This window comes from Exiguobacterium sp. s149, from assembly GCF_018618395.1.
Taxonomy (GTDB): domain Bacteria; phylum Bacillota; class Bacilli; order Exiguobacteriales; family Exiguobacteriaceae; genus Exiguobacterium; species Exiguobacterium chiriqhucha.
The window spans coordinates 22,976-44,478 of the sequence record NZ_JACSLZ010000013.1 but is presented as its reverse complement, the minus strand read 5'-3'; the positions used below and the strand labels follow the sequence as shown (position 1 = coordinate 44,478).

Genomic DNA, 21,503 nt, shown 5'->3' with positions numbered 1-21,503 from the left:
GCACAGACGATCTATCGCATTGTACTGTGAGAGAAGGATCCGTTACGGATCAGCACGAAGCAATAGAGCCTCATTCACCGGAATCGAGTTTCGTTAAAATCTCGTATCCATCGTCTGTGATGGCGATGGTGTGCTCAAAGTGGGCGCACATGCTACCGTCCACTGTCACAACTGTCCAGTTGTCAGCCAGTGTTCGAACATAGCGTTGACCAGCATTGACCATTGGTTCAATGGCTAACGTCATTCCAGTCTTCAGGCGCGGCCCTTTCCCCGGTGGACCATAGTGCGGAATTTGCGGTTCTTCATGCAAATTTTGTCCGACACCATGACCGACGTATTCGCGGACGACAGAGAAATCATGAGATTCCACATACGCTTGAATCGCATGCGAAATGTCTGTCAGACGCTGCCCAGCCTTAGCGTGCTCCAATCCTTTATACAGACTTTCTTCAGTTACGTCAAGTAACTGCTGCGTCTCTGCTGAGATTGTTCCCACTGGATACGTCCAAGCGGAATCTCCATGGTATCCGTTATAGTAGGCACCGATGTCGATTGAGATGATATCTCCATCGTTCAATACCCGCTTTCCGGGAATCCCATGAACAAGCTCTTCGTTCACTGAAGCACAAACGCTACCGGTAAACCCGTTGTAGCCTTTGAACGACGGTGTCGCACCTTGGCTGCGAATGTATTCTTCCGCGATCCGGTCGAGCTCAAGCGTCGTAATACCTGGTTTGATGTGCTCTTTGAGCACCTGGTGTGTTCGAGCAACAATTTGCCCAGCCTCACGCATAATCGCTATTTCACGAGGCGTCTTCGTGATGATCATTCAGTACCACCGAGTAACGCTTTGACATCGGCGTATACGACATCGATTGGACGATCTCCATCCAATGTACGAAGATACCCTTTTTCAGCGTAAAAGTCAATGAGTGGTTTCGATTGCTCGATGTTGACGTCAAGGCGACGGCGGACCGTTTCCTCTTTATCGTCTTCACGTTGCATGAGAGCCGACCCATCCACATCACAGATGCCTTCCACTTTAGGTGGGTTGAAGATCACATGATATGTCGCACCGCACGTCGGGCAGATCCAACGACCTGTCAAACGCGGGACGAGAATTTCCGCATCCACATCGATATTCACGACATGGTCAATCTGTTTTCCCAAATCTTTAAGCAAACTTTCGAGTGCCTCTGCTTGAGCAACAGTACGCGGGAATCCATCGAGTAGGAAGCCGTTTTTCGTATCATCTTGACTCAAACGCTCACGTACGATTCCGATTGTTACCTCATCCGGTACGAGTTCGCCTTTATCCATGAACGATTTTGCTTCTTTGCCGAGTGGCGTTCCGCCTTTGATTGCCGCACGAAACATGTCGCCTGTCGAAATGTGTGGGATTTGGTACTCTTCAACGATTTTAGCCGCTTGAGTCCCTTTCCCTGCACCCGGTAAGCCCATGAGTACTAGATTCATCTCAGTTAGCCTCCAGTTTTGATTTTCACAACACGTCGTAAACACGACAGGAAGGAAGGGTGTACCCTTCCTTCCGCTTTAACGGATAAAGCCTTTGTAGTGTCGTTTTACGAGTTGACTTTCGATTTGTTTCATCGTTTCGAGGGCTACCCCGATCACGATCAACAAGCTCGTTCCTCCGATTTGCACCGAAGTTGGGAGACCGGCAAGCTTAATGAAGATTGTCGGCATGATCGCAACGAGCGATAGAAAAATCGCTCCGAAGAATGTCAAACGATAGAGCAACTTCGTGATGTACTGTTCTGTTTGCGCCCCAGGACGAATCCCAGGAATATAGCCACCTTGCTTCTGCAGGTTTTCTGCCATCTGTTCAGGATTGACCTGAATGAATGTATAGAAGTAAGCGAACGCGATGATGAGCGCTACGTAGATTGACATTCCGATTGGAGCTGTCGTATCGAAGTAGGTCTGCAACTTCTGCGTCGTTTCCGGAGAAGCAATGAAGCTTGCAACAGTTGGTGGTGTCACCATGAAGGAAATCGCGAAGATAACCGGGATGACACCGGCAGCGTTTAGTTTGATTGGCAAGTGCGTCGACTGTCCGCCCACAGGGGTACGGTTCGCCGTGCGTTTTGCGTATTGAATCGGAATTTTGCGAGCGGCCTGTTGAACATAAATGATCCCCATAGTCACCGCAAGGATAACGAGCAATAACACAACCAAGTAAACGATGTTAATGAATAACGCATCTCCAGCATTTTGGAGCTTCGTCTCATAAATCTGCGTGAAGATTCTTGGGAACCCAGCGACGATACCGGCGAAGATAATGATGGAAATACCATTCCCAACACCTTTCTCCGTCGTCATCTCACCAAGGAACATCAAGAACGCCGTACCGGCAGTCAGTACGATCGCGATCACGAAATAGGTTGCCGTGCCCCACGTCTCATTGACGAGACCTGGATAGAGGCGGTTAAATCCAAACGACAATGAAGTCGCTTGAATAAACCCTAAGATGATCGTCCCATAGCGCGTGACCGTCGCTAGCTTTTTACGTCCAGACTCGCCTTGTTTTGCCCATTCGGCAAACTTCGGAACGACGTCCATTTGTAAGAGCTGCACAACGATCGATGCCGTAATATACGGCATGATCCCCATTGCGAACAGGGAGAAGTTCTGTAAAGCATTTCCTCCAAACAAGTTCAAGAAGTCGAGTAGACCTCCTGAGTCAAAACGCAACACATCCGTATTCACCATCGGCACCGGGATATGGGCCCCGATGCGGAAAATGATGATGATTGCGAGTGTGAAGAGAATACGCTGTCGAATATCTTTCACGCGCCACATATTGGAGATCGTCTGAAACATCAGATCACCTCAACTGAACCGCCAGCTGCTTCGATCGCTTCTTTCGCTGCACCCGAGAATTTGTTGGCTTTTACAGTCAATTTTGTTTCAAGCTTGCCGTTAGCAAGTACTTTGATTCCGTCTTTAGCAGAGCTGACAACACCAGTCTCGATTAAGAGTTCTGGAGTAACTTCAGTACCTGCTTCGAAACGGTTAAGCGTGTCTAGGGAAACAACTGCATACTCTTTACGAGTAGGGTTGTTGAAACCGCGTTTTGGAAGACGACGGTAAAGTGGGTTTTGCCCACCTTCAAATCCTGGACGAACGCCACCGCCCGAACGAGCTTTTTGACCTTTATGTCCACGGCCAGAAGTTTTACCGTTACCAGTCGCCATACCGCGACCGACACGGTTGCGTTCGTGACGCGAACCTGGAGTTGGCTTCAATTCATGGAGTTTCATAGTGGCACCTCCTTATTTAATAAAATCTGGATTATTCGTTGATTTCGTTTACAGTCACAAGGTGCGACACCTTTTTGATCATACCACGCATCGCTACGTTGTCAGGGACAACAACAGTCTGATGCATTTTACGAAGACCGAGTGTACGTACTGTTACACGCTGATCCTCAGGACGACCAATGATGCTGCGTGTGAGGGTGATTGCGAGTTTCGCCATGTCTAATTCCCTCCCTTATTTAAGAAGTTCTTCTACGCTTTTACCGCGTAGTTTAGCAACTTCCTCTGCTTTTTTAAGCTCTGTCAAGCCTTGTACCGTCGCACGGACGATGTTGATTGGTGTGTTAGATCCAAGCGATTTCGAAAGGATGTCACCTACACCTGCAAGTTCGAGCACTGCACGAACTGGTCCACCTGCGATAACCCCAGTACCTTCAGAAGCTGGTTTCATGAATACACGACCTGCTCCGAATACTCCTGTGATTTCGTGTGGAATTGTTGTACCGACCATCGGTACTTGAACCATGTTTTTCTTAGCGGCTTCAATAGCCTTGCGGATCGCTTCTGGCACCTCTTGTGCCTTACCTGTACCGAAACCGACGTGACCATTCTTGTCACCTACGACGACGAGAGCGGCGAAACGGAAGCGACGGCCACCTTTCACGACTTTCGCGACGCGGTTTACGGTAACAACGCGTTCTTCGAGTTGTTCCATGTTAACGTCTAACTGGCGCATCGAGTGTCCCCTCCTTTTTGTTAGAATTTAAGACCTGCTTCACGAGCTGCTTCAGCAACAGCTTTGACGCGGCCATGATAGAGGTATCCACCACGGTCGAACACAACAGTGTCGATACCTTTCTCGAGTGCACGTTCAGCTGCAAGTTTACCAACAGCTTTCGCTGCTTCAACGTTGCCGCCGTTTGTAAGATCGAGAGCTTTATCTTTCGAAGATGCTGACACAAGCGTTGTTTGTGCTGCATCATCGATGAGTTGAACGTAGATGTGCTTGCTCGAGCGGAATACGTTCAAACGTGGACGAGCTGCTGTCCCCGTGATCGTACGACGTACACGAGCATGACGTTTCTTACGAACTGCATTTTTGTCTGCTTTTGTGATCATTTATGCCACTCCTTTCCGTTCATTTCGTGACGAATTACTTACCAGTCTTACCTTCTTTACGGCGAATACGTTCATCAGAGTAACGAACACCTTTACCTTTGTAAGGTTCTGGAGCACGGTACGAGCGGATTTGAGCTGCAACGTGACCGACGCGCTCTTTGTTAATCCCTTTAACGATGATTTGCGTGTTTGAAGGAACTTCAATCTCGATACCTTCTTCAGCAACGTACTCGATTGGGTGCGAGTAACCGAGGCTGAGGACGAGTTTGTTACCTTGCTTAGCTGCACGGTAACCAACCCCTGAGATCTCAAGTGTTTTCTGGAATCCGTTAGACACACCTTCCACCATGTTGGCGATAAGGGCACGTGTCGTACCGTGGATCGTACGGTTCTCTTTCGAGTCATCCGGACGAACAACAGTCAATTCGTTTTCTTCAACTTTGATTTCCAAGGCCGGGTTAGCTGAAAGCGAAAGTTCACCTTTAGCACCTTTTACTGTGACCGTGTTGTCTTCTGCAACCGATACAGTAACGCCAGCTGGAATCGTAACTGGTTTTTTACCAATACGTGACATTGATTACACCTCCGTTCTTGTTAGAAAAGTGACTTACCAGATGTAGGCGAGCACTTCGCCGCCGACTTGTTGTTGGCGAGCTTCTTTATCAGTCATAAGACCTTTTGATGTCGAAAGAACTGCGATACCGAGTCCTCCGAGTACTTTTGGTACTTCATCTGCTTTTGCGTATACACGAAGACCTGGTTTCGAAATGCGTTTGAGACCAGTGATAACACGTTCGTTGCTTGCTCCGTATTTAAGGAACAAACGAAGTGTACCTTGCTTAGCGTCCTCGATATATTCAACATCGCGAATGAAACCTTCACGCTTGAGGATCTCTGCAACCTCACGTTTGATATTAGAAGCTGGAAGCTCTAATTTTTCATGGCGAACCATGTTAGCGTTACGGATACGTGTAAGCATATCTGCAATTGGGTCTGTCATTACCATGCGATGTACCTCCTTTCACACTGTTAGTGGATTACCAACTTGCTTTTTTAACACCAGGGATTTGACCTTTGTATGCAAGATCACGGAACTTGATACGGCTGATCCCGAATTTACCCATGTAACCATGTGGACGACCTGTGATGCGGCAACGGTTATGAAGACGCACAGGTGAAGAGTTACGTGGCAATTTGCTGAGTCCGATGTAGTCGCCTTCAGCTTTCAATTGTGCACGTTTCTCAGCGTACTGGGCAACGAGTTTCTCGCGTTTTTGTTCGCGATTCACCATTGACTTTTTAGCCATGTTGTCGACCTCCCTTTAGATTATTTTTGGAATGGCATTCCGAGAAGTGTGAGCAATTCACGAGCTTCTTCGTCTGTGTTCGCTGTTGTAACAACAACGATATCCATACCGCGTACTTTTGTTACTTTATCGTAATCGATCTCAGGGAAAATAAGTTGCTCTTTCACACCAAGCGTGTAGTTACCGCGTCCGTCGAATGCTTTCTTCGATACACCACGGAAGTCACGTACACGTGGAAGTGAAACAGTTACCAATTTGTCGAGGAAATCGTACATACGCTCGCCACGAAGAGTAACCTTCGCACCGATTGGCATGCCTTCACGAAGTTTGAAACCAGCGATTGATTTCTTAGCCTTCGTTACGAGTGGTTTTTGACCAGAAAGAATTGATAATTCTTCCACTGCCATGTCAAGAGCCTTCGAGTTCGAAACAGCGTCACCTACACCCATGTTGATGACGATCTTGTCGACCTGTGGGACTTGCATAACTGAGTCATAGTTGAATTTATCCATCATCGCTTTCACGATGTCGCTTTTATACTTCTCTTGCAAACGGTTCATAGTCGAATGGACCTCCTTTCGTCACGTTCTTCTTATTTATCGAGTACTTCGCCCGATTTCGCGACACGAACTTTTTTACCATCGACTACTTTGAAACCAACGCGAGTTGGTTTGCCCGTTTTAGGGTCGAGTGGCATGACGTTCGAGACGTGAATTGGTGCTTCGATTTCAAGGATACCGCCTTGTGGATTCGCTTGTGATGGTTTCGAGTGTTTTTTAATCACGTTGATACCTTCTACGACTACGCGGTTCTTGCTTGGCATAGCTTTGAGGATAACCCCTTGCTTGCCTTTATCTTTACCAGACATTACCTGGACTGTATCGCCTTTTTTAACATGCATCGTTTTGCGCACCTCCTTATAGGATTGAAATTGGAAATTAAAGTACTTCCGGTGCCAACGAAACGATCTTCATGAATTCTTTTTCACGAAGTTCACGTGCAACTGGCCCGAAGATCCGAGTGCCGCGTGGGCTCTTGTCATCTTTGATGATGACTGCTGCGTTCTCATCGAAACGGATGTACGAACCATCTTTACGACGAGCGCCGCGTTTTGTACGAACGACAACTGCTCTGACAACGTCACCTTTTTTAACAACGCCACCTGGTGTTGCTTGTTTTACCGTTGCGACGATAATGTCACCGATGTTGGCAGTCTTACGACCTGAACCACCGAGGACTTTAATTGTCAACAGTTCACGCGCGCCAGAGTTGTCTGCTACTTTCAAGCGAGATTCTTGTTGAATCATGCGAGTGTACCTCCCTCCGGATGTTTATAGATCCGAACTGTTATTAGATGATTACTGACTCTTCTACTACTGTTACGAGACGGAAACGTTTGTCTTTAGAAAGCGGACGTGTTTCCGCGATGCGTACCACATCGCCGATTTTAGCGACATTGTTCTCATCGTGTGCTTTAAATTTCTTCGTGTAGTTTACACGTTTGCCATAAAGCTTATGACGTACTTTTGTTTCAACTGCAACGACGATCGTTTTGTCCATTTTGTCAGACACGACGCGTCCAGTGAGTACTTTACGCTTATTGCGTTCCATGAGTGTTACCTCCTCTTAAAGAATCCGATTAGATTAGCCGTTGTTGATGCCGAGTTCGCGTTCACGAAGAATCGTTTTAGCACGCGCAATCGACTTGCGTACTTCACGGATACGAGCAGGATTCTCAAGCTGACCTGTAGCCAATTGGAAACGAAGGTTAAAGAGTTCTTCTTTCCACTCGCCTACTTTACCGTTGAGCTCTTCAGTTGTTGATTGACGGAGATCAGTTGCTTTCATTCGTATCACCACCATTTTCTTCACGTTTCACGAACTTACATTTAACTGGAAGTTTGTGTGCAGCAAGACGAAGCGCCTCACGTGCTACTTCCTCAGATACACCCGCGATTTCAAACATAACTTTGCCAGGCTTAACTACAGCTACCCAGCCTTCTGGAGCACCTTTACCCGAACCCATTCGGACTTCGAGAGGCTTTTTCGTGTATGGCTTGTGTGGGAAGATCTTGATCCACACTTTACCACCACGTTTCATATAACGTGTCATTGCGATACGTGCTGATTCGATTTGACGGTTTGTGATCCAGCTCGCTTCGAGCGATTGGAGACCGAATTCACCGAAATGAACTGTTGTGCCGCGTTTTGCATTTCCGCGCATTTTACCACGGTGTACACGACGATATTTCACGCGTTTAGGTAACAACATAGTGTGTTGCCTCCTTCCTGAAAGAGTGTTTATTATTCAGCGTTTTTAGCTGTGTTGTTTTTTGTTGGAAGAACTTCACCATGGTACAACCAGACTTTAATCCCGATTTTACCATAAGTTGTGTCAGCTTCAGCTGTTCCGTAGTCGATATCGGCACGGAGTGTGTGAAGTGGAACTGTTCCTTCCGAGTACTTCTCTGAACGAGCGATATCAGCGCCACCAAGACGACCAGAAACTTCTGTTTTGATCCCTTTGATGCCAGTGCGCATCGAACGTTGGATTGATTGTTTCATTGCACGACGGAATGACACACGGCCTTCCAATTGACGAGCGATGTTTTCAGCAACAAGTTTAGCGACAGCGTCCGCGTTTTTCACTTCAACAACGTTGATGTGAACACGTTTGCCTTCAGCAAGCTTGATGATGTTTTTACGGAGTGATTCGATTTCCGAACCACCTTTACCGATAACCATACCTGGTTTCGCAGTGTGAAGTGAAATGTTTACGCGATTTGCAGCGCGTTCGATTTCTACTTTAGAAACACTAGCATCCTTCATTTTGTTTTCGATGTATTCACGAATAACGAAGTCTTCATGAAGGAGATCTGCGTAGTCTTTCTCAGCGTACCAACGCGAATCCCAGTCTTTGATAATACCAACGCGAAGACCGTGCGGATTTACCTTTTGACCCACTACATATCCCTCCTTATTTCTCAGTTACCACGATGTGGATGTGGCTTGTGCGTTTGTTAATGCGGCTTGCGCGACCCATCGCACGTGGGCGGAAGCGTTTGAGTGTTGGACCTTCGTTGACGAAGATTTCCGACACTACAAGGTTCTCAATATTCATATCGTAGTTGTGCTCTGCATTTGCAATCGCTGACTTCAATACTTTTTCAACGATTGGCGACGCTGCCTTGTTCGTGTGAGCAAGGACAGAGAGCGCTTCGCCGACTTGTTTCCCGCGAATTAAGTCTACAACGAGACGTGCTTTGCGAGGAGCAAGACGGACCATATTAGCTGATGCTTTAGCTTGCATGGATTTGACCTCCCCTCAAATTACCGTTTCGTTTTCTTGTCTGATCCGTGACCTTTGTACGTACGTGTTGGAGCGAATTCACCAAGTTTGTGACCGACCATGTCTTCTGTCACGAATACTGGTACGTGTTTACGACCATCGTGTACACCGAACGTGTGACCCATGAATTCTGGGAAGATTGTCGAGCGACGTGACCAAGTTTTGATGACTTGCTTCTCACCAGATTCGTTAAGTTTGTCAACTTTAGCGAGCAAATGGTGATCTGCGAATGGACCTTTTTTCAAGCTGCGACCCATGATAGAACCTCCCTTTGGAATGATTCGGGAACGGCCCTTTCGAACCGCCCGAGAATCATGTAGTAATTATTTCTTACGGCGACGAAGGATGTACATGTCGCTCGATTTGTTTTTCTTACGTGTTTTAAGACCAAGAGCTGGTTTACCCCAAGGAGTAAGTGGGCCCGAACGACCGATTGGCGCACGACCTTCACCACCACCGTGTGGGTGATCAACCGGGTTCATTACAGAACCACGTACTGTTGGGCGTTTGCCTAACCAACGTGAACGTCCTGCTTTACCGATGTTTACGAGTTCGTGTTCTTCGTTACCAACTGAACCGACTGTCGCGCGGCAAGTGCCGAGGAACAAGCGTGATTCACCTGATTGAAGACGAACGATAACGTACTTGCCGTCACGTCCTTGGATTTGTGCCGATGCACCAGCCGCACGAACAAGCTGACCGCCCTTACCAGGCTTAAGCTCGATGTTGTGGATAGTAGTACCGACAGGGATGTTCATAAGTGGAAGAGCGTTCCCCACTTTGATATCCGCTTCTGGGCCAGCCATGATTTCCATGCCTACTTTGATGCCCTTAGGAGCGAGGATGTAACGTTTCTCACCATCTGCATAGTTGATGAGGGCGATGTTTGCTGAACGGTTTGGATCGTATTCGATCGTAGCAACGCGTCCGACGATGCCATCTTTGTTACGTTTGAAATCGATGATACGGTATTTACGTTTGTGTCCGCCACCTTGGTGACGTACTGTCAAACGACCTTGGTTGTTACGACCGCCTTTTTTCGAAAGCTTTTCAGTTAACGATTTTTCAGGGCGATTCGTTGTGATCTCTGCAAAGTCGAGAGATGTCATGTTACGGCGACCGTTAGTGGTCGGCTTAAACTTTTTAATTGCCATCGAGGATTCCCTCCTTTTCTTCTAAGGTAGTAAATTAACCGAGGAAGTCGATTGTGTTGCCTTCAGCAAGAGTTACGATCGCTTTTTTACGACGCGATGTGTAACCAGAGTGACGACCGACACGTTTCGCTTTCGGTTTCATGTTCATTGTGTTTACCGAAGCAACTTTCACGTTGAAGATTGTTTCGATAGCGTGCTTCACTTGTGATTTAGTCGCTTTAACGTCGATCTCGAAAACGTATTTGTTAGCTTCCATGAGGCTAACAGAACGCTCAGTGATGATAGGACGTTTGATGATATCGTATGCTTGAGCCATTATGCAAGCACCTCCTCTACCTTCGCAACCGCATCTTTAGTGAAGATGACTTTGTCGTTAGCAACGAGGTCAAGAACGTTAACGCCGGCTGCTTCGATCACAGTCACTCCTGGGATGTTACGAGCTGCGAGAGCGATAGTCTCATTGTAGTCCGCTGTGACTACAAGAGCCTTACGTTCTACTGATAGGCCAAGAAGTACAGCGACCATATCTTTTGTTTTTGGTGCATCGAAAGCAAGGCCTTCGAGGACGATCATTTCGTTGTTTTTCACTTTTGACGACAAAGCCGAGAGAAGTGCAAGACGACGAACTTTTTTAGGAAGCTTGTAAGAGTATGAACGTGGTGTTGGACCGAAGACTGTACCACCACCAACCCATTGTGGTGAGCGGATAGAACCTTGGCGCGCACGACCAGTTCCCTTTTGTTTCCATGGTTTACGGCCGCCACCGCGTACTTCCGAGCGACCTTTCGTATCGTGAGTACCTTGACGGCGTGATGCTTGTTGCATAACAATCGCGTCATAAAGTACTGAGTCATTTGGCTCGATACCGAAGATGGCTTCTGCCAATTCGATTTCGCCAACTTGTGAACCTGTTTGGTTAAGCAAAGCTACTTTAGGCATTCGTAATTCCTCCTTTCCGTGCAGTTAATTAGTTACCCTTTACCGCTGTTTTGATGATGACGTTCGACTTGCGAGCGCCTGGGATTGCGCCTTTAACGAGTACAAGGCCGCGTTCCACGTCAACTTTGACAACTTCAAGGTTTTGAATCGTTTTACGCTCGCCACCCATTTGACCAGGAAGAAGCTTCCCTTTAAATACGCGGTTAGGAGCTACAGGACCCATCGAACCAGGACGACGGTGGTAGCGCGAACCGTGAGCCATTGGTCCACGTGATTGTCCGTGACGCTTGATCGCACCTTGGAATCCTTTACCTTTCGATGTACCTGTTACGTCTACTAATTCACCTGCAGCGAAAATGTCCGCCTTGATCTCTTGACCGATTTCGTATCCTTCTACTGAAGTACGAATCTCTTTGATGAAGCGCTTAGGTGTCGCACTTGCTTTCGCAGCGTGACCTTTTGCTGGTTTGTTTTGACGTGATTCTTTGATGTCGCCGAAACCGAGTTGAACTGCTTCGTAACCGTCTGTTTCAACTGTTTTAAGTTGAAGAACAACGTTTCCTTCGACAGCAACTACTGTTACTGGTACGACTTCGCCTGCTTCGTTGAAGATTTGAGTCATACCGAGTTTTGTTCCTAAGATTCCTTTAGCCATGAGATACACCTCCTGTTTAATAATTATTGTCTCTTCTGGCTAGTATCTACTATATGAAGAATTAAAGTTTGATTTCGATGTCAACACCTGATGGTAATTCGAGACGCATAAGCGCATCAACCGTTTTTGGTGTTGGGTTAACGATGTCGATCAAGCGTTTGTGTGTACGCATTTCGAACTGTTCACGAGCATCTTTGTACTTGTGAACGGCACGAAGGATCGTGTAGATCGATTTGTCAGTTGGAAGCGGGATTGGTCCCGAAACCTTTGCACCTGAACGCTTCGCAGTATCAACGATTTTCTCAGCTGATTGATCGAGTACGCGATGGTCGTATGCTTTTAAACGAATACGGATTTTTTCATTTGCCATGTAAGTTTCCCTCCTTTGTCGCCTATTTTAAAAATAGACAGTTCTCCGCGGAAATTTCCACACCGGCCATGGCAAAGCTGCCTGGCGTGTCATAACCTCCCGCTTCATCGCAGCGTGCTTGTGTCAGCAGAGGTATCCGATCATTGCAAATCAACGATTGGACCCGATTTCTGCTGTAAAGTCTCTCACCACTCGCACAAACACTTAATCATTATATCGAATCTACATATGAAATGCAAGATTTGATTTTTTAATTGTGCTGGATGTCTGATGAGTTGTTCAACGTTCACTAATGTAACAAGATTCGAACCCATTTGCAAGCTATTTTCCTTCTTTTGTTGAACTATTTCTTTCGAGAACCGCCGTGCCAACTCGACCTAGCGTTTCATATGGGTTCCGAAGCGTTCGGTGACGGCTTCAATCACTGAGGCGGGGGCTCGTTTGAGGCATGCTTGGACGATTCCTTCATTGAGCTCATGCGTCTCAAAATAATCCGCCAGTCGATTAAGCTTATCTTCCCGACCGATGACCGTATACAGCACGACCCACTCTTCGAGTCGCATCCAGCTGCCAATCGGTTCAATGTAGGGATGCGTATAAATCCCGTCGGTACACTTCATCCGGAAACTGGCCATCACATCGATGTCGCCCCCTTCAAACACATACTCACTAAAGTATGTCGTCATGTAGTCAGCATGCGGTTGCGTTTCGACTTTCTCGCCGACCCGGCTCAACACTTGATCCAATCGTTCGAATTGATCCGGCTCCACGAATACATCCATGTCATTCGTCGCTTCGATGAGTCCATGATGCTTCAATAACGTCGACCCACCAAACCGGCATGCGATCCCATTCAAGCGGCATAACGTTTCGACTTGTTTTTCCATCCTCGTCACCCCTTCCTACAACATATGTTCCATCTTACCACGTCTCGCCATAAAACAAAAAAGCAGCCCGCAAAATGCGGACTGCTTGAAAGGTCAGTGTATCAATCGATTACTCGATGATTTCAGTTACTGAACCAGCGCCTACTGTACGGCCACCCTCACGGATTGAGAAACGTGTTCCGTCTTCGATCGCGATTGTAGAAATCAATTCGATCGTCAACTCGATGTTGTCTCCTGGCATTACCATTTCAGTACCTTCTGGAAGGTGAACGATACCTGTTACGTCAGTTGTACGGAAGTAGAACTGCGGACGGTAGTTCGCGAAGAATGGCGTGTGACGGCCACCCTCTTCTTTAGAAAGAACGTAGATTGAAGCTTTGAATTTTGAGTGCGGCGTGATTGAACCTGGCTTAGCAAGTACTTGTCCACGCTCGATGTCTTCACGCGATACACCACGGAGAAGAGCACCAATGTTGTCGCCAGCTTCAGCGTAGTCGAGAAGCTTACGGAACATCTCTACACCAGTACATACAGTTTTCTTAGTTTCTTCTGTAAGACCAACGATTTCAACTTCGTCGTTGACGCGGAGAACACCACGCTCAACACGACCAGTCGCTACAGTACCGCGACCAGTGATTGAGAATACGTCCTCAACTGGCATCATGAATTCTTTGTCCGTGTCACGAACTGGCTCAGGGATGTACTCATCAACTGCGTTCATGAGTTCCATGATTTTTTCTTCCCACTGAGCTTCGCCGTTAAGCGCGCCAAGTGCAGAACCTTTGATTACAGGGAGGTCGTCGCCTGGGAAGTCGTATTCAGAAAGAAGTTCACGGATTTCCATTTCAACGAGCTCAAGGAGTTCTTCGTCGTCAACCATGTCAACTTTGTTCATGAATACGACGATGAAAGGAACACCTACTTGACGTGAAAGAAGGATGTGCTCACGTGTTTGTGGCATTGGGCCATCAGTTGCCGAAACAACGAGGATTGCGCCGTCCATTTGTGCAGCACCAGTGATCATGTTTTTAACATAGTCAGCGTGACCTGGGCAGTCAACGTGTGCATAGTGGCGTTTGTCAGTTTCGTACTCGATGTGAGCTGTTGCGATTGTGATACCGCGCTCACGCTCTTCAGGAGCACCATCGATTGCGTCAAACTTTGTAGCTGTTTTCCCTTGTGCTTTTGAAAGTACAGCTGAGATCGCTGCAGTCAAAGTTGTTTTACCGTGGTCGACGTGGCCGATTGTACCAACGTTAACGTGCGGTTTAGAACGGTCGAATTTTTCTTTACCCATTCTAGATTCCTCCTCTATTAGACAATTAGTTTTTTATTTAACTAGGAAGACGTAGGCTACTTTTAACATACGTCCTCCTTAGCTTACAACAATCAATTAAGCGTTACAACCGTTATTAGCCGTTCGCTTTTTTGATGATTTCTTCTGCGATTGACTTCGGTACTTCTTCGTAGTGATCGAAGTGCATCGAGTACGTTCCGCGTCCTTGCGTACGTGAACGAAGCGATGTCGCATATCCAAACATTTCTGAAAGTGGAACCATTGCTTTAACGACTTGAGCGTTACCGCGTGCTTCCATACCTTCTACGCGTCCACGGCGTGACGTGACGTCACCCATGATGTCTCCCAAGTATTCTTCTGGGATGACAACTTCAACACGCATCATTGGCTCAAGGATGACAGCTTTCGCTTGTTCCTTAAGTTGTTTAACCGCCATCGATGCAGCAACTTTAAACGCCATCTCGTTCGAGTCGACATCGTGGTACGATCCGAAGACGAGGGCAGCTTTAACGTCAACTACTGGGTAACCAGCGAGGATACCGTTTTCGAGAGCTTCTTCAATCCCGTTCTGAACAGCTGGGACGTATTCACGTGGTACAACACCACCGACGATCTTGTTCTCGAATGCGAATCCAGCGCCTTCTTCGTTCGGCTCGAATTCTACGACAACGTGACCGTACTGACCGCGTCCACCTGATTGACGTACGAATTTCGAATCGATCTTCGCAGCGCCACGGATTGTCTCACGGTAAGCAACTTGTGGTGCACCAACGTTAGCTTCTACTTTGAATTCGCGACGCATACGGTCAACGAGGATATCAAGGTGAAGCTCACCCATACCAGAGATGATCGTTTGACCAGTCTCTTGGTTTGTTTCAGTGCGGAAAGTTGGATCCTCTTCTGCGAGTTTCGCGAGGGCTTGACCCATCTTGTCTTGGTCGGCTTTCGATTTAGGCTCGATCGCGACCGAGATAACTGGTTCTGGGAATGTCATTGACTCGAGAACGACGTTGTCTTTCTCTGAGCAAAGCGTATCACCAGTCGTAGTATCTTTAAGACCAACGGCAGCGGCGATGTCACCAGCGTATACCATTGGAATTTCTTCACGGCTGTTCGCGTGCATTTGAAGGATACGACCGAGGCGCTCACGCTTACCTTTAGTCGAGTTCTTCACATACGAACCAGCTTGTGCTGTACCAGAGTACACGCGGAAGAACGTCAATTTACCGACGTAAGGATCCGTCATGACTTTGAACGCAAGTGCCGAGAAGGGAGCTTCGTCAGAAGGCTCACGCGTGATTTCTTCTTCTGTGTCGAGGTTAACACCTTTGATTGACTCAACATCAAGTGGTGATGGGAGGTAATCAACAACAGCGTCCAACATCAATTGAACACCTTTGTTTTTGAAGGCAGAACCAACGAGTACAGGGTAGAATTCTACGCTGAGTGTTGCTTGACGGATACCAGCTTTGAGTTCTTCGATTGAGATCTCTTCGCCTTCGAGGTATTTCATCATCAACTCTTCGTTGTAGTCAGCAACCGCTTCGATCAATTGACCGCGAAGTTCTTCAGCTTCGTCAGCCATGTCAGCTGGGTAGCCATCCGTTACTTCGATGTCAGTACCGAGGTCGTTCGTGTACATGTATGTCTTCTTCTCAACGAGGTCGATGATTCCTTTGAATTCATCTTCCGCACCGATTGGAAGTTGGATTGGGTGTGCATTTGCATGCAAGCGCTCGTGAAGTGTTTTCACCGAGTACAAGAAGTCCGCACCGATCTTATCCATCTTGTTGACGAATACGACACGTGGAACACCGTAAGTCGTCGCTTGACGCCATACAGTTTCTGTTTGTGGTTCAACACCTGACTGAGCGTCAAGTACTGCAACTGCGCCATCAAGTACACGGAGTGAACGTTCAACTTCAACAGTGAAGTCTACGTGTCCAGGTGTATCGATGATGTTTACACGGTGGCCATTCCACTGTGCAGTTGTCGCAGCAGAAGTGATCGTGATTCCACGCTCTTGCTCCTGCTCCATCCAGTCCATTTGTGAAGCTCCTTCATGAGTTTCACCAATCTTGTGGATACGACCTGTGTAATAAAGAATACGTTCAGTTGTTGTCGTCTTACCGGCATCGATGTGAGCCATGATCCCGATGTTACGAGTATTCTTTAGGGAGAATTCTCTTGCCATACTGGGTATTCTCCTTCCGCATGTGTTTTTCGTGTGCTGGCACACGATATGATTATACCCGAAAGCCACTCCATTAAGCCACCGCTTGGTGACGTGGAGTGGTCTTTACGTTTAACTTACCAACGATAGTGAGCAAACGCTTTGTTCGCTTCTGCCATCTTATGCATGTCTTCGCGTTTCTTAACAGACGCACCAGTGTTATTGGCTGCATCCATGATTTCGTTCGCGATACGTTGCTCCATCGTTTTCTCGTTGCGGAGACGAGCGTAGTTCACGAGGTAACGAAGACCAAGTGTCGTACGGCGCTCTGGACGAACTTCAACAGGAACTTGGTAGTTTGCTCCACCAACACGGCGAGCTTTAACTTCAAGTACAGGCATGATGTTGTTCATTGCTTCTTCGAACACTTCCATAGGCTCTTTGCCTGAGCGTTCAGCGATGAGGCCAAATGCGTTGTAAATGATAGTTTGAGCTGTACCTTTTTTACCGTCTAACATGACACGGTTAATGAGGCGAGTTACCAATTTCGAGTTGTAGATCGGATCTGCGATAACGTCACGACGTTCTGCACGGTTTTTACGCATCCGAGTACCCTCCTTTCAAAATTTCAGTAGTTTTTAGTTTTGCGAGAATTACTTCTTCGCAGCTTTCGGACGTTTCGTACCGTATTTAGAACGGCCTTGCATACGTCCGTCAACACCTGCAGTGTCAAGCGCACCACGAACGATGTGGTAACGTACCCCTGGTAAGTCTTTTACACGTCCTCCACGGATAAGAACAACGCTGTGTTCTTGAAGGTTGTGGCCAATACCTGGAATGTACGCAGTCACTTCGATTTGGTTAGTCAAACGAACACGAGCATACTTACGTAATGCCGAGTTCGGTTTCTTCGGAGTCATTGTACCAACACGTGTACAAACACCACGTTTCTGTGGCGAGCTCACGTTAGTTTGTGACTTGATGAAACTGTTGTAACCTTTGTTAAGTGCTGGAGAGTCAGATTTAACGACTTTCGATTTACGTCCTTTACGGACTAACTGGTTGATAGTAGGCATCTTTGAAGATCCTCCCTTCCTGAATTATGCTATTTTCTAGACCCACCGACCCGGGTGGTTCATTTAAGGTCATAACGAAACGCTTTTACGAGGCGTAGGCATTCCATGACCTCGCAAAAACGTGAGTTATACCTTGAAAGTGGCAATAATAGCAGCCAAACCTTTCCGGAGAAAGATCGGGTGACGTCCAAGTAGCTTGCCGACTGCTGGACACCGTTGTCATCGACAACAACCGATTGGCGGCACTAAATCATAGTAGCACCGCCAACCCATGCTGTCAAGACGTTTTTATTCTACCGTCGTGTCTTCGAGAACGGCTTTCGACTCTTCTTCTTTGAGATTAACATCACGGTAAACCGGCATCCCAGTACCAGCTGGAACGAGTTTCCCGATGATGACGTTCTCTTTGAGTCCGAGGAGATAGTCGCGCTTACCTTTGATGGCAGCATCTGTCAACACACGAGTCGTTTCTTGGAACGAAGCGGCCGAGAGGAACGAATCTGTCTCGAGCGACGCTTTTGTGATTCCGAGAAGGACCGGTTTCGCTGTGGCCGGGCTCTTGCCTTCGCGAAGCGTATCTTTACACGCTTCTTTGAAGACGCTGATGTCGACGAGCGAACCAGGGAGAAGCGGCGTGTCACCAGACTCGATGACTTTGACGCGACGAAGCATTTGGCGAACCATGACTTCGACGTGTTTGTCGCCGATTTCTACCCCTTGCATGCGGTAAACTTTTTGTACTTCTTGGAGAAGATAGTTTTGAACACCAGATACACCACGGACGGCGAGCAATTCTTTCGGATCGATCGAACCTTCCGTGAAGACTTCTCCAGCTTCTACTGTATCTCCGATTTGAACACGAAGACGTGCTCCGAACGGAATCGTGTACGTACGTGTCTCACTGAGTCCTTCGACCGTGAGTTCACGCTTGTCACGCGATTCTGTAAAGTCGATGACCGTACCAGGAATTTCCGAGATGACCGCTTGCCCTTTCGGGTTACGTGCCTCGAATACCTCTTGGATACGTGGAAGACCTTGTGTGATATCATCTCCGGCTACCCCACCTGTGTGGAAGGTACGCATTGTAAGCTGCGTTCCTGGCTCACCGATTGATTGCGCGGCGATGATTCCGACAGCTTCGCCGACTTCAACGTTCGAGCCAGTCGCCAAGTTGCGGCCGTAACATTTCTTACATACGCCGTGTGACGTGTTACATGTAAAGGCTGTACGGATTTCAACTCGTTCGATTCCAGCATCGACGATGTCGCGAGCGAGATCTTCGGTAATCAATTGGTTCTTCTCGACCATGACTTCACCCGTTTCCGGATGTGCCACTGTCTCGAACGCTGTACGGCCGACGAGGCGGTCATACAAGTTTTCGATTTCTTCCGTGCCTTCGCGGAGGGCGGCGACGCGGATACCGCGGTCCGTTCCACAATCTTCTTCACGGATGATGACATCTTGGGCTACGTCTACAAGGCGACGCGTCAAGTAACCTGAGTCAGCCGTCTTAAGGGCTGTATCGGCAAGACCTTTACGCGCACCGTGCGTCGAGATGAAGTACTCTTGTACCGTCAGACCTTCACGGAATGAAGATTTGATCGGAAGTTCGATGATGCGGCCAGATGGAGCGGCCATCAAACCACGCATCCCTGCGAGCTGCGTGAAGTTGGACGCGTTACCACGGGCACCTGAGTCAGACATCATGAAGATTGGGTTCAAGCGATTGAGGGATTTCATCAATCGTGATTGAATCTCATCCTTCGCTTCGTTCCAAGAGCGTACAACACGCTCGTAACGCTCATCTTCAGTGATGAGACCGCGACGGAATGACTTCATGATTTGATCGACTTGAGTTTGCGCTTCATCAAGGATCTCTTGTTTGTCCGGAAGAACGATGATATCAGCGATTCCGACCGTCACACCGGCTTTCGTCGAGTGTTTGAAGCCGAGATCTTTCATCCGGTCAAGCATGCGGCTCGTTTCAGTCGTTTCAAACTTCTGGAACACTTCCGCGATGACTTTTCCAAGGAATCCTTTTTTGAACGGTTCGACCAAAGGACGTGAGGCGATTTCTTCCGCCACGTTGGCACCTTTGTCGATGAAGTACTTGTCAGGCGTTGCTTCCTGCAAGTTTTCCATCGTCGGCTCGTTCAAGTATGGGAACGTGTTCGGCAAGATCTCGTTAAAGATCATCTTACCGACCGTTGTGATCAACAATTTCTCGTTTTGCTCATCTGTGAACGTTGGGTTGTTGAGCGTACGTGCTGGAAGAGCGACACGTGTATGCAAGTGGACATAGCCATTTTGATACGCGATGAGCGCTTCGTTCACGTTCGACAAAATTTTCCCTTGTCCGACGGCATCGTCGCGTTCAAGCGAGATGTAGTAGTTACCGAGGACCATATCCTGCGATGGTGTAACAACTGGTTTTCCGTCTTTCGGGTTCAAGATGTTTTGCGCTGCGAGCATGAGAAGACGAGCTTCCGCTTGTGCTTCAGCAGAAAGTGGTACGTGAACCGCCATTTGGTCACCATCGAAGTCGGCGTTGTAAGCCGTACATACGAGCGGGTGAAGGCGAATCGCGCGACCTTCGACGAGAATCGGTTCGAAAGCTTGAATCCCTAGGCGGTGAAGCGTTGGGGCACGGTTCAAGAGAACCGGATGCTCACGAATGACTTCTTCGAGGACGCCCCAGATTTCTGGTTGCATCTTCTCAATCTTACGTTTGGCGTTCTTGATGTTCGACGCGATGCCGCGACCGACAAGTTCTTTCATCACGAACGGTTTGAAGAGTTCAAGGGCCATCTCTTTCGGGAGACCACATTGGTACATCTTCAAGTTCGGACCAACGACGATAACCGAACGTCCTGAATAGTCGACCCGTTTACCAAGAAGGTTTTGACGGAAACGACCTTGTTTCCCTTTCAACATATGTGAAAGTGATTTGAGGGGACGGTTACCTGGTCCTGTGACCGGACGACCACGACGACCGTTGTCGATGAGGGCGTCAACCGCTTCTTGAAGCATACGCTTCTCGTTTTGCACGATGATGTTCGGCGCGCCGAGATCGAGCAAACGTTTGAGACGGTTGTTCCGGTTGATGACTCGACGATACAAATCGTTCAAGTCAGATGTCGCAAAGCGTCCACCGTCGAGTTGCACCATCGGGCGAAGCTCTGGCGGAATGACAGGAAGTACTTCAAGAATCATCCAATCTGGATCATTGCCTGACGTGAAGAACGCATCGAGCACTTCAAGACGTTTAATCGCACGTGTACGACGTTGGCCTTGAACCGTCTTCAATTCTTCGCGGAGTTCTCCGACTTCCTTCTCGAGTTGAACGTCTTGAAGGAGTGTACGGATCGCTTCTGCACCCATGTCTGCTCTGAAGTCGCTGCCGTATTTTTCACGGTAGAGACGGTATTCTTTTTCCGAGAGAAGTTGTTTCTTCTCAAGCGGAGTATCACCTGGCTCCGTCACAACGTACGACGCGAAGTAGATTACTTCTTCGAGCGCACGAGGTGACATATCGAGAACAAGCCCCATTCGGCTTGGAATCCCTTTGAAGTACCAGATGTGCGAAACTGGTGCCGCGAGCTCGATATGGCCCATACGCTCGCGACGCACTTTCGCTTTCGTCACTTCAACGCCACAACGGTCACAAATGACTCCTTTATAACGGATTCGTTTGTATTTCCCGCAGTAACATTCCCAGTCTTTCGTAGGACCGAAGATTCGTTCACAGAACAATCCGTCCTTCTCTGGTTTAAGTGTACGATAGTTGATCGTTTCCGGCTTTTTGACTTCCCCGTAAGACCACGAACGGATCTTCTCGGGTGAAGCCAAGCCGATTTTCATATATTCAAATCGATTAACATCTACCAAGGGGCCGA

Annotated in this window: 30 protein-coding genes; all 30 read right to left on the bottom strand. The window is 47.9% G+C overall.

The window, feature by feature from the left end; all coding sequences use genetic code 11:
- Positions 1 to 70: 70 nt before the first annotated feature.
- A complete protein-coding gene (gene map, locus KNP81_RS13875; RefSeq protein WP_021066621.1) occupies positions 71 to 829 on the bottom strand; it encodes a type I methionyl aminopeptidase in 759 nt (252 codons plus the stop codon).
- On the bottom strand, positions 826 to 1,476 hold the full coding sequence (locus KNP81_RS13870; RefSeq protein WP_029594431.1) for an adenylate kinase: 651 nt from the start codon (positions 1,474 to 1,476) through the stop codon (positions 826 to 828). The genes map and KNP81_RS13870 overlap by 4 nt, the downstream gene beginning before the upstream one ends.
- Positions 1,477 to 1,554: 78 nt before the next feature.
- On the bottom strand, positions 1,555 to 2,844 hold the full coding sequence (secY, locus tag KNP81_RS13865) for a preprotein translocase subunit SecY (protein WP_021066619.1): 1,290 nt from the start codon (positions 2,842 to 2,844) through the stop codon (positions 1,555 to 1,557).
- Positions 2,844 to 3,284 (bottom strand): 50S ribosomal protein L15, encoded by a 441-nt coding sequence (rplO, locus tag KNP81_RS13860; RefSeq protein WP_021066618.1) that lies wholly within the window; start codon positions 3,282 to 3,284, stop codon positions 2,844 to 2,846. Before rplO ends, secY begins: the two co-directional genes overlap by 1 nt.
- Positions 3,285 to 3,315: 31 nt before the next feature.
- Positions 3,316 to 3,501 carry a 50S ribosomal protein L30 gene (gene rpmD, locus KNP81_RS13855; RefSeq protein ID WP_214709841.1) on the bottom strand — a complete coding sequence of 62 codons (186 nt, stop codon included), beginning with the start codon at positions 3,499 to 3,501 and terminating at the stop codon, positions 3,316 to 3,318.
- Between the two features lie 15 nt (positions 3,502 to 3,516).
- Positions 3,517 to 4,017: a 30S ribosomal protein S5 gene (gene rpsE, locus KNP81_RS13850; RefSeq protein WP_034817136.1), complete on the bottom strand. Its 501-nt coding sequence runs from the start codon at positions 4,015 to 4,017 to the stop codon at positions 3,517 to 3,519.
- A 20-nt stretch (positions 4,018 to 4,037) separates the two neighbouring features.
- Positions 4,038 to 4,400 carry a 50S ribosomal protein L18 gene (gene rplR, locus KNP81_RS13845; RefSeq protein ID WP_012727661.1) on the bottom strand — a complete coding sequence of 121 codons (363 nt, stop codon included), beginning with the start codon at positions 4,398 to 4,400 and terminating at the stop codon, positions 4,038 to 4,040.
- 34 nt (positions 4,401 to 4,434) lie between these two features.
- Positions 4,435 to 4,974: a 50S ribosomal protein L6 gene (rplF, locus tag KNP81_RS13840; RefSeq protein WP_021066615.1), complete on the bottom strand. Its 540-nt coding sequence runs from the start codon at positions 4,972 to 4,974 to the stop codon at positions 4,435 to 4,437.
- A gap of 33 nt (positions 4,975 to 5,007) precedes the next feature.
- Positions 5,008 to 5,406, bottom strand: coding sequence for a 30S ribosomal protein S8 (rpsH, locus tag KNP81_RS13835; protein ID WP_021066614.1), 399 nt, complete (start codon positions 5,404 to 5,406; stop codon positions 5,008 to 5,010).
- A 31-nt stretch (positions 5,407 to 5,437) separates the two neighbouring features.
- Positions 5,438 to 5,707: a 30S ribosomal protein S14 gene (rpsN, locus tag KNP81_RS13830; RefSeq protein ID WP_021066613.1), complete on the bottom strand. Its 270-nt coding sequence runs from the start codon at positions 5,705 to 5,707 to the stop codon at positions 5,438 to 5,440.
- Between the two features lie 20 nt (positions 5,708 to 5,727).
- Positions 5,728 to 6,267: a 50S ribosomal protein L5 gene (rplE, locus tag KNP81_RS13825; protein WP_016508927.1), complete on the bottom strand. Its 540-nt coding sequence runs from the start codon at positions 6,265 to 6,267 to the stop codon at positions 5,728 to 5,730.
- 32 nt (positions 6,268 to 6,299) lie between these two features.
- A complete protein-coding gene (rplX, locus tag KNP81_RS13820) occupies positions 6,300 to 6,608 on the bottom strand; it encodes a 50S ribosomal protein L24 (RefSeq protein ID WP_021066612.1) in 309 nt (102 codons plus the stop codon).
- 37 nt (positions 6,609 to 6,645) lie between these two features.
- On the bottom strand, positions 6,646 to 7,014 hold the full coding sequence (gene rplN, locus KNP81_RS13815) for a 50S ribosomal protein L14 (protein WP_012727667.1): 369 nt from the start codon (positions 7,012 to 7,014) through the stop codon (positions 6,646 to 6,648).
- A 43-nt stretch (positions 7,015 to 7,057) separates the two neighbouring features.
- Entirely contained in the window at positions 7,058 to 7,318 is a 261-nt protein-coding gene (gene rpsQ / locus KNP81_RS13810) for a 30S ribosomal protein S17 (RefSeq protein ID WP_021066611.1), read from the bottom strand.
- A gap of 33 nt (positions 7,319 to 7,351) precedes the next feature.
- Positions 7,352 to 7,555, bottom strand: a complete 204-nt coding sequence (gene rpmC, locus KNP81_RS13805; RefSeq protein WP_012727669.1) for a 50S ribosomal protein L29 — start codon at positions 7,553 to 7,555, stop codon at positions 7,352 to 7,354.
- Positions 7,542 to 7,979 carry a 50S ribosomal protein L16 gene (gene rplP / locus KNP81_RS13800; protein WP_016508922.1) on the bottom strand — a complete coding sequence of 146 codons (438 nt, stop codon included), beginning with the start codon at positions 7,977 to 7,979 and terminating at the stop codon, positions 7,542 to 7,544. The genes rpmC and rplP overlap by 14 nt, the downstream gene beginning before the upstream one ends.
- 32 nt (positions 7,980 to 8,011) lie before the next feature.
- Complete coding sequence (gene rpsC / locus KNP81_RS13795) at positions 8,012 to 8,671, bottom strand: 30S ribosomal protein S3 (protein WP_021066610.1); 660 nt, start codon at positions 8,669 to 8,671, stop codon at positions 8,012 to 8,014.
- A gap of 13 nt (positions 8,672 to 8,684) precedes the next feature.
- Entirely contained in the window at positions 8,685 to 9,017 is a 333-nt protein-coding gene (rplV, locus tag KNP81_RS13790; protein ID WP_021066609.1) for a 50S ribosomal protein L22, read from the bottom strand.
- Positions 9,018 to 9,037: 20 nt separating this feature from the next.
- Entirely contained in the window at positions 9,038 to 9,313 is a 276-nt protein-coding gene (rpsS, locus tag KNP81_RS13785; RefSeq protein WP_012727673.1) for a 30S ribosomal protein S19, read from the bottom strand.
- A 66-nt stretch (positions 9,314 to 9,379) separates the two neighbouring features.
- Positions 9,380 to 10,210 (bottom strand): 50S ribosomal protein L2, encoded by an 831-nt coding sequence (rplB, locus tag KNP81_RS13780; protein WP_021066608.1) that lies wholly within the window; start codon positions 10,208 to 10,210, stop codon positions 9,380 to 9,382.
- Positions 10,211 to 10,244: 34 nt separating this feature from the next.
- A complete protein-coding gene (gene rplW / locus KNP81_RS13775) occupies positions 10,245 to 10,526 on the bottom strand; it encodes a 50S ribosomal protein L23 (RefSeq protein ID WP_021066607.1) in 282 nt (93 codons plus the stop codon).
- Entirely contained in the window at positions 10,526 to 11,149 is a 624-nt protein-coding gene (gene rplD, locus KNP81_RS13770) for a 50S ribosomal protein L4 (protein ID WP_021066606.1), read from the bottom strand. Before rplD ends, rplW begins: the two co-directional genes overlap by 1 nt.
- 28 nt (positions 11,150 to 11,177) lie before the next feature.
- On the bottom strand, positions 11,178 to 11,804 hold the full coding sequence (rplC, locus tag KNP81_RS13765) for a 50S ribosomal protein L3 (protein WP_114166684.1): 627 nt from the start codon (positions 11,802 to 11,804) through the stop codon (positions 11,178 to 11,180).
- 61 nt (positions 11,805 to 11,865) lie between these two features.
- A complete protein-coding gene (rpsJ, locus tag KNP81_RS13760; RefSeq protein WP_021066604.1) occupies positions 11,866 to 12,174 on the bottom strand; it encodes a 30S ribosomal protein S10 in 309 nt (102 codons plus the stop codon).
- Positions 12,175 to 12,551: 377 nt separating this feature from the next.
- A complete protein-coding gene (locus KNP81_RS13755; protein WP_214720363.1) occupies positions 12,552 to 13,061 on the bottom strand; it encodes a hypothetical protein in 510 nt (169 codons plus the stop codon).
- A gap of 109 nt (positions 13,062 to 13,170) precedes the next feature.
- Positions 13,171 to 14,358 carry an elongation factor Tu gene (gene tuf / locus KNP81_RS13750; protein ID WP_034781710.1) on the bottom strand — a complete coding sequence of 396 codons (1,188 nt, stop codon included), beginning with the start codon at positions 14,356 to 14,358 and terminating at the stop codon, positions 13,171 to 13,173.
- Between the two features lie 115 nt (positions 14,359 to 14,473).
- Positions 14,474 to 16,552 carry an elongation factor G gene (gene fusA / locus KNP81_RS13745; protein WP_214720362.1) on the bottom strand — a complete coding sequence of 693 codons (2,079 nt, stop codon included), beginning with the start codon at positions 16,550 to 16,552 and terminating at the stop codon, positions 14,474 to 14,476.
- Positions 16,553 to 16,668: 116 nt separating this feature from the next.
- Positions 16,669 to 17,136 carry a 30S ribosomal protein S7 gene (gene rpsG / locus KNP81_RS13740; RefSeq protein ID WP_021066600.1) on the bottom strand — a complete coding sequence of 156 codons (468 nt, stop codon included), beginning with the start codon at positions 17,134 to 17,136 and terminating at the stop codon, positions 16,669 to 16,671.
- A gap of 48 nt (positions 17,137 to 17,184) precedes the next feature.
- A complete protein-coding gene (gene rpsL, locus KNP81_RS13735; protein ID WP_012727683.1) occupies positions 17,185 to 17,607 on the bottom strand; it encodes a 30S ribosomal protein S12 in 423 nt (140 codons plus the stop codon).
- 288 nt (positions 17,608 to 17,895) lie between these two features.
- On the bottom strand, positions 17,896 to 21,495 hold the full coding sequence (gene rpoC, locus KNP81_RS13730) for a DNA-directed RNA polymerase subunit beta' (protein ID WP_214720361.1): 3,600 nt from the start codon (positions 21,493 to 21,495) through the stop codon (positions 17,896 to 17,898).
- Positions 21,496 to 21,503 lie beyond the last annotated feature (8 nt).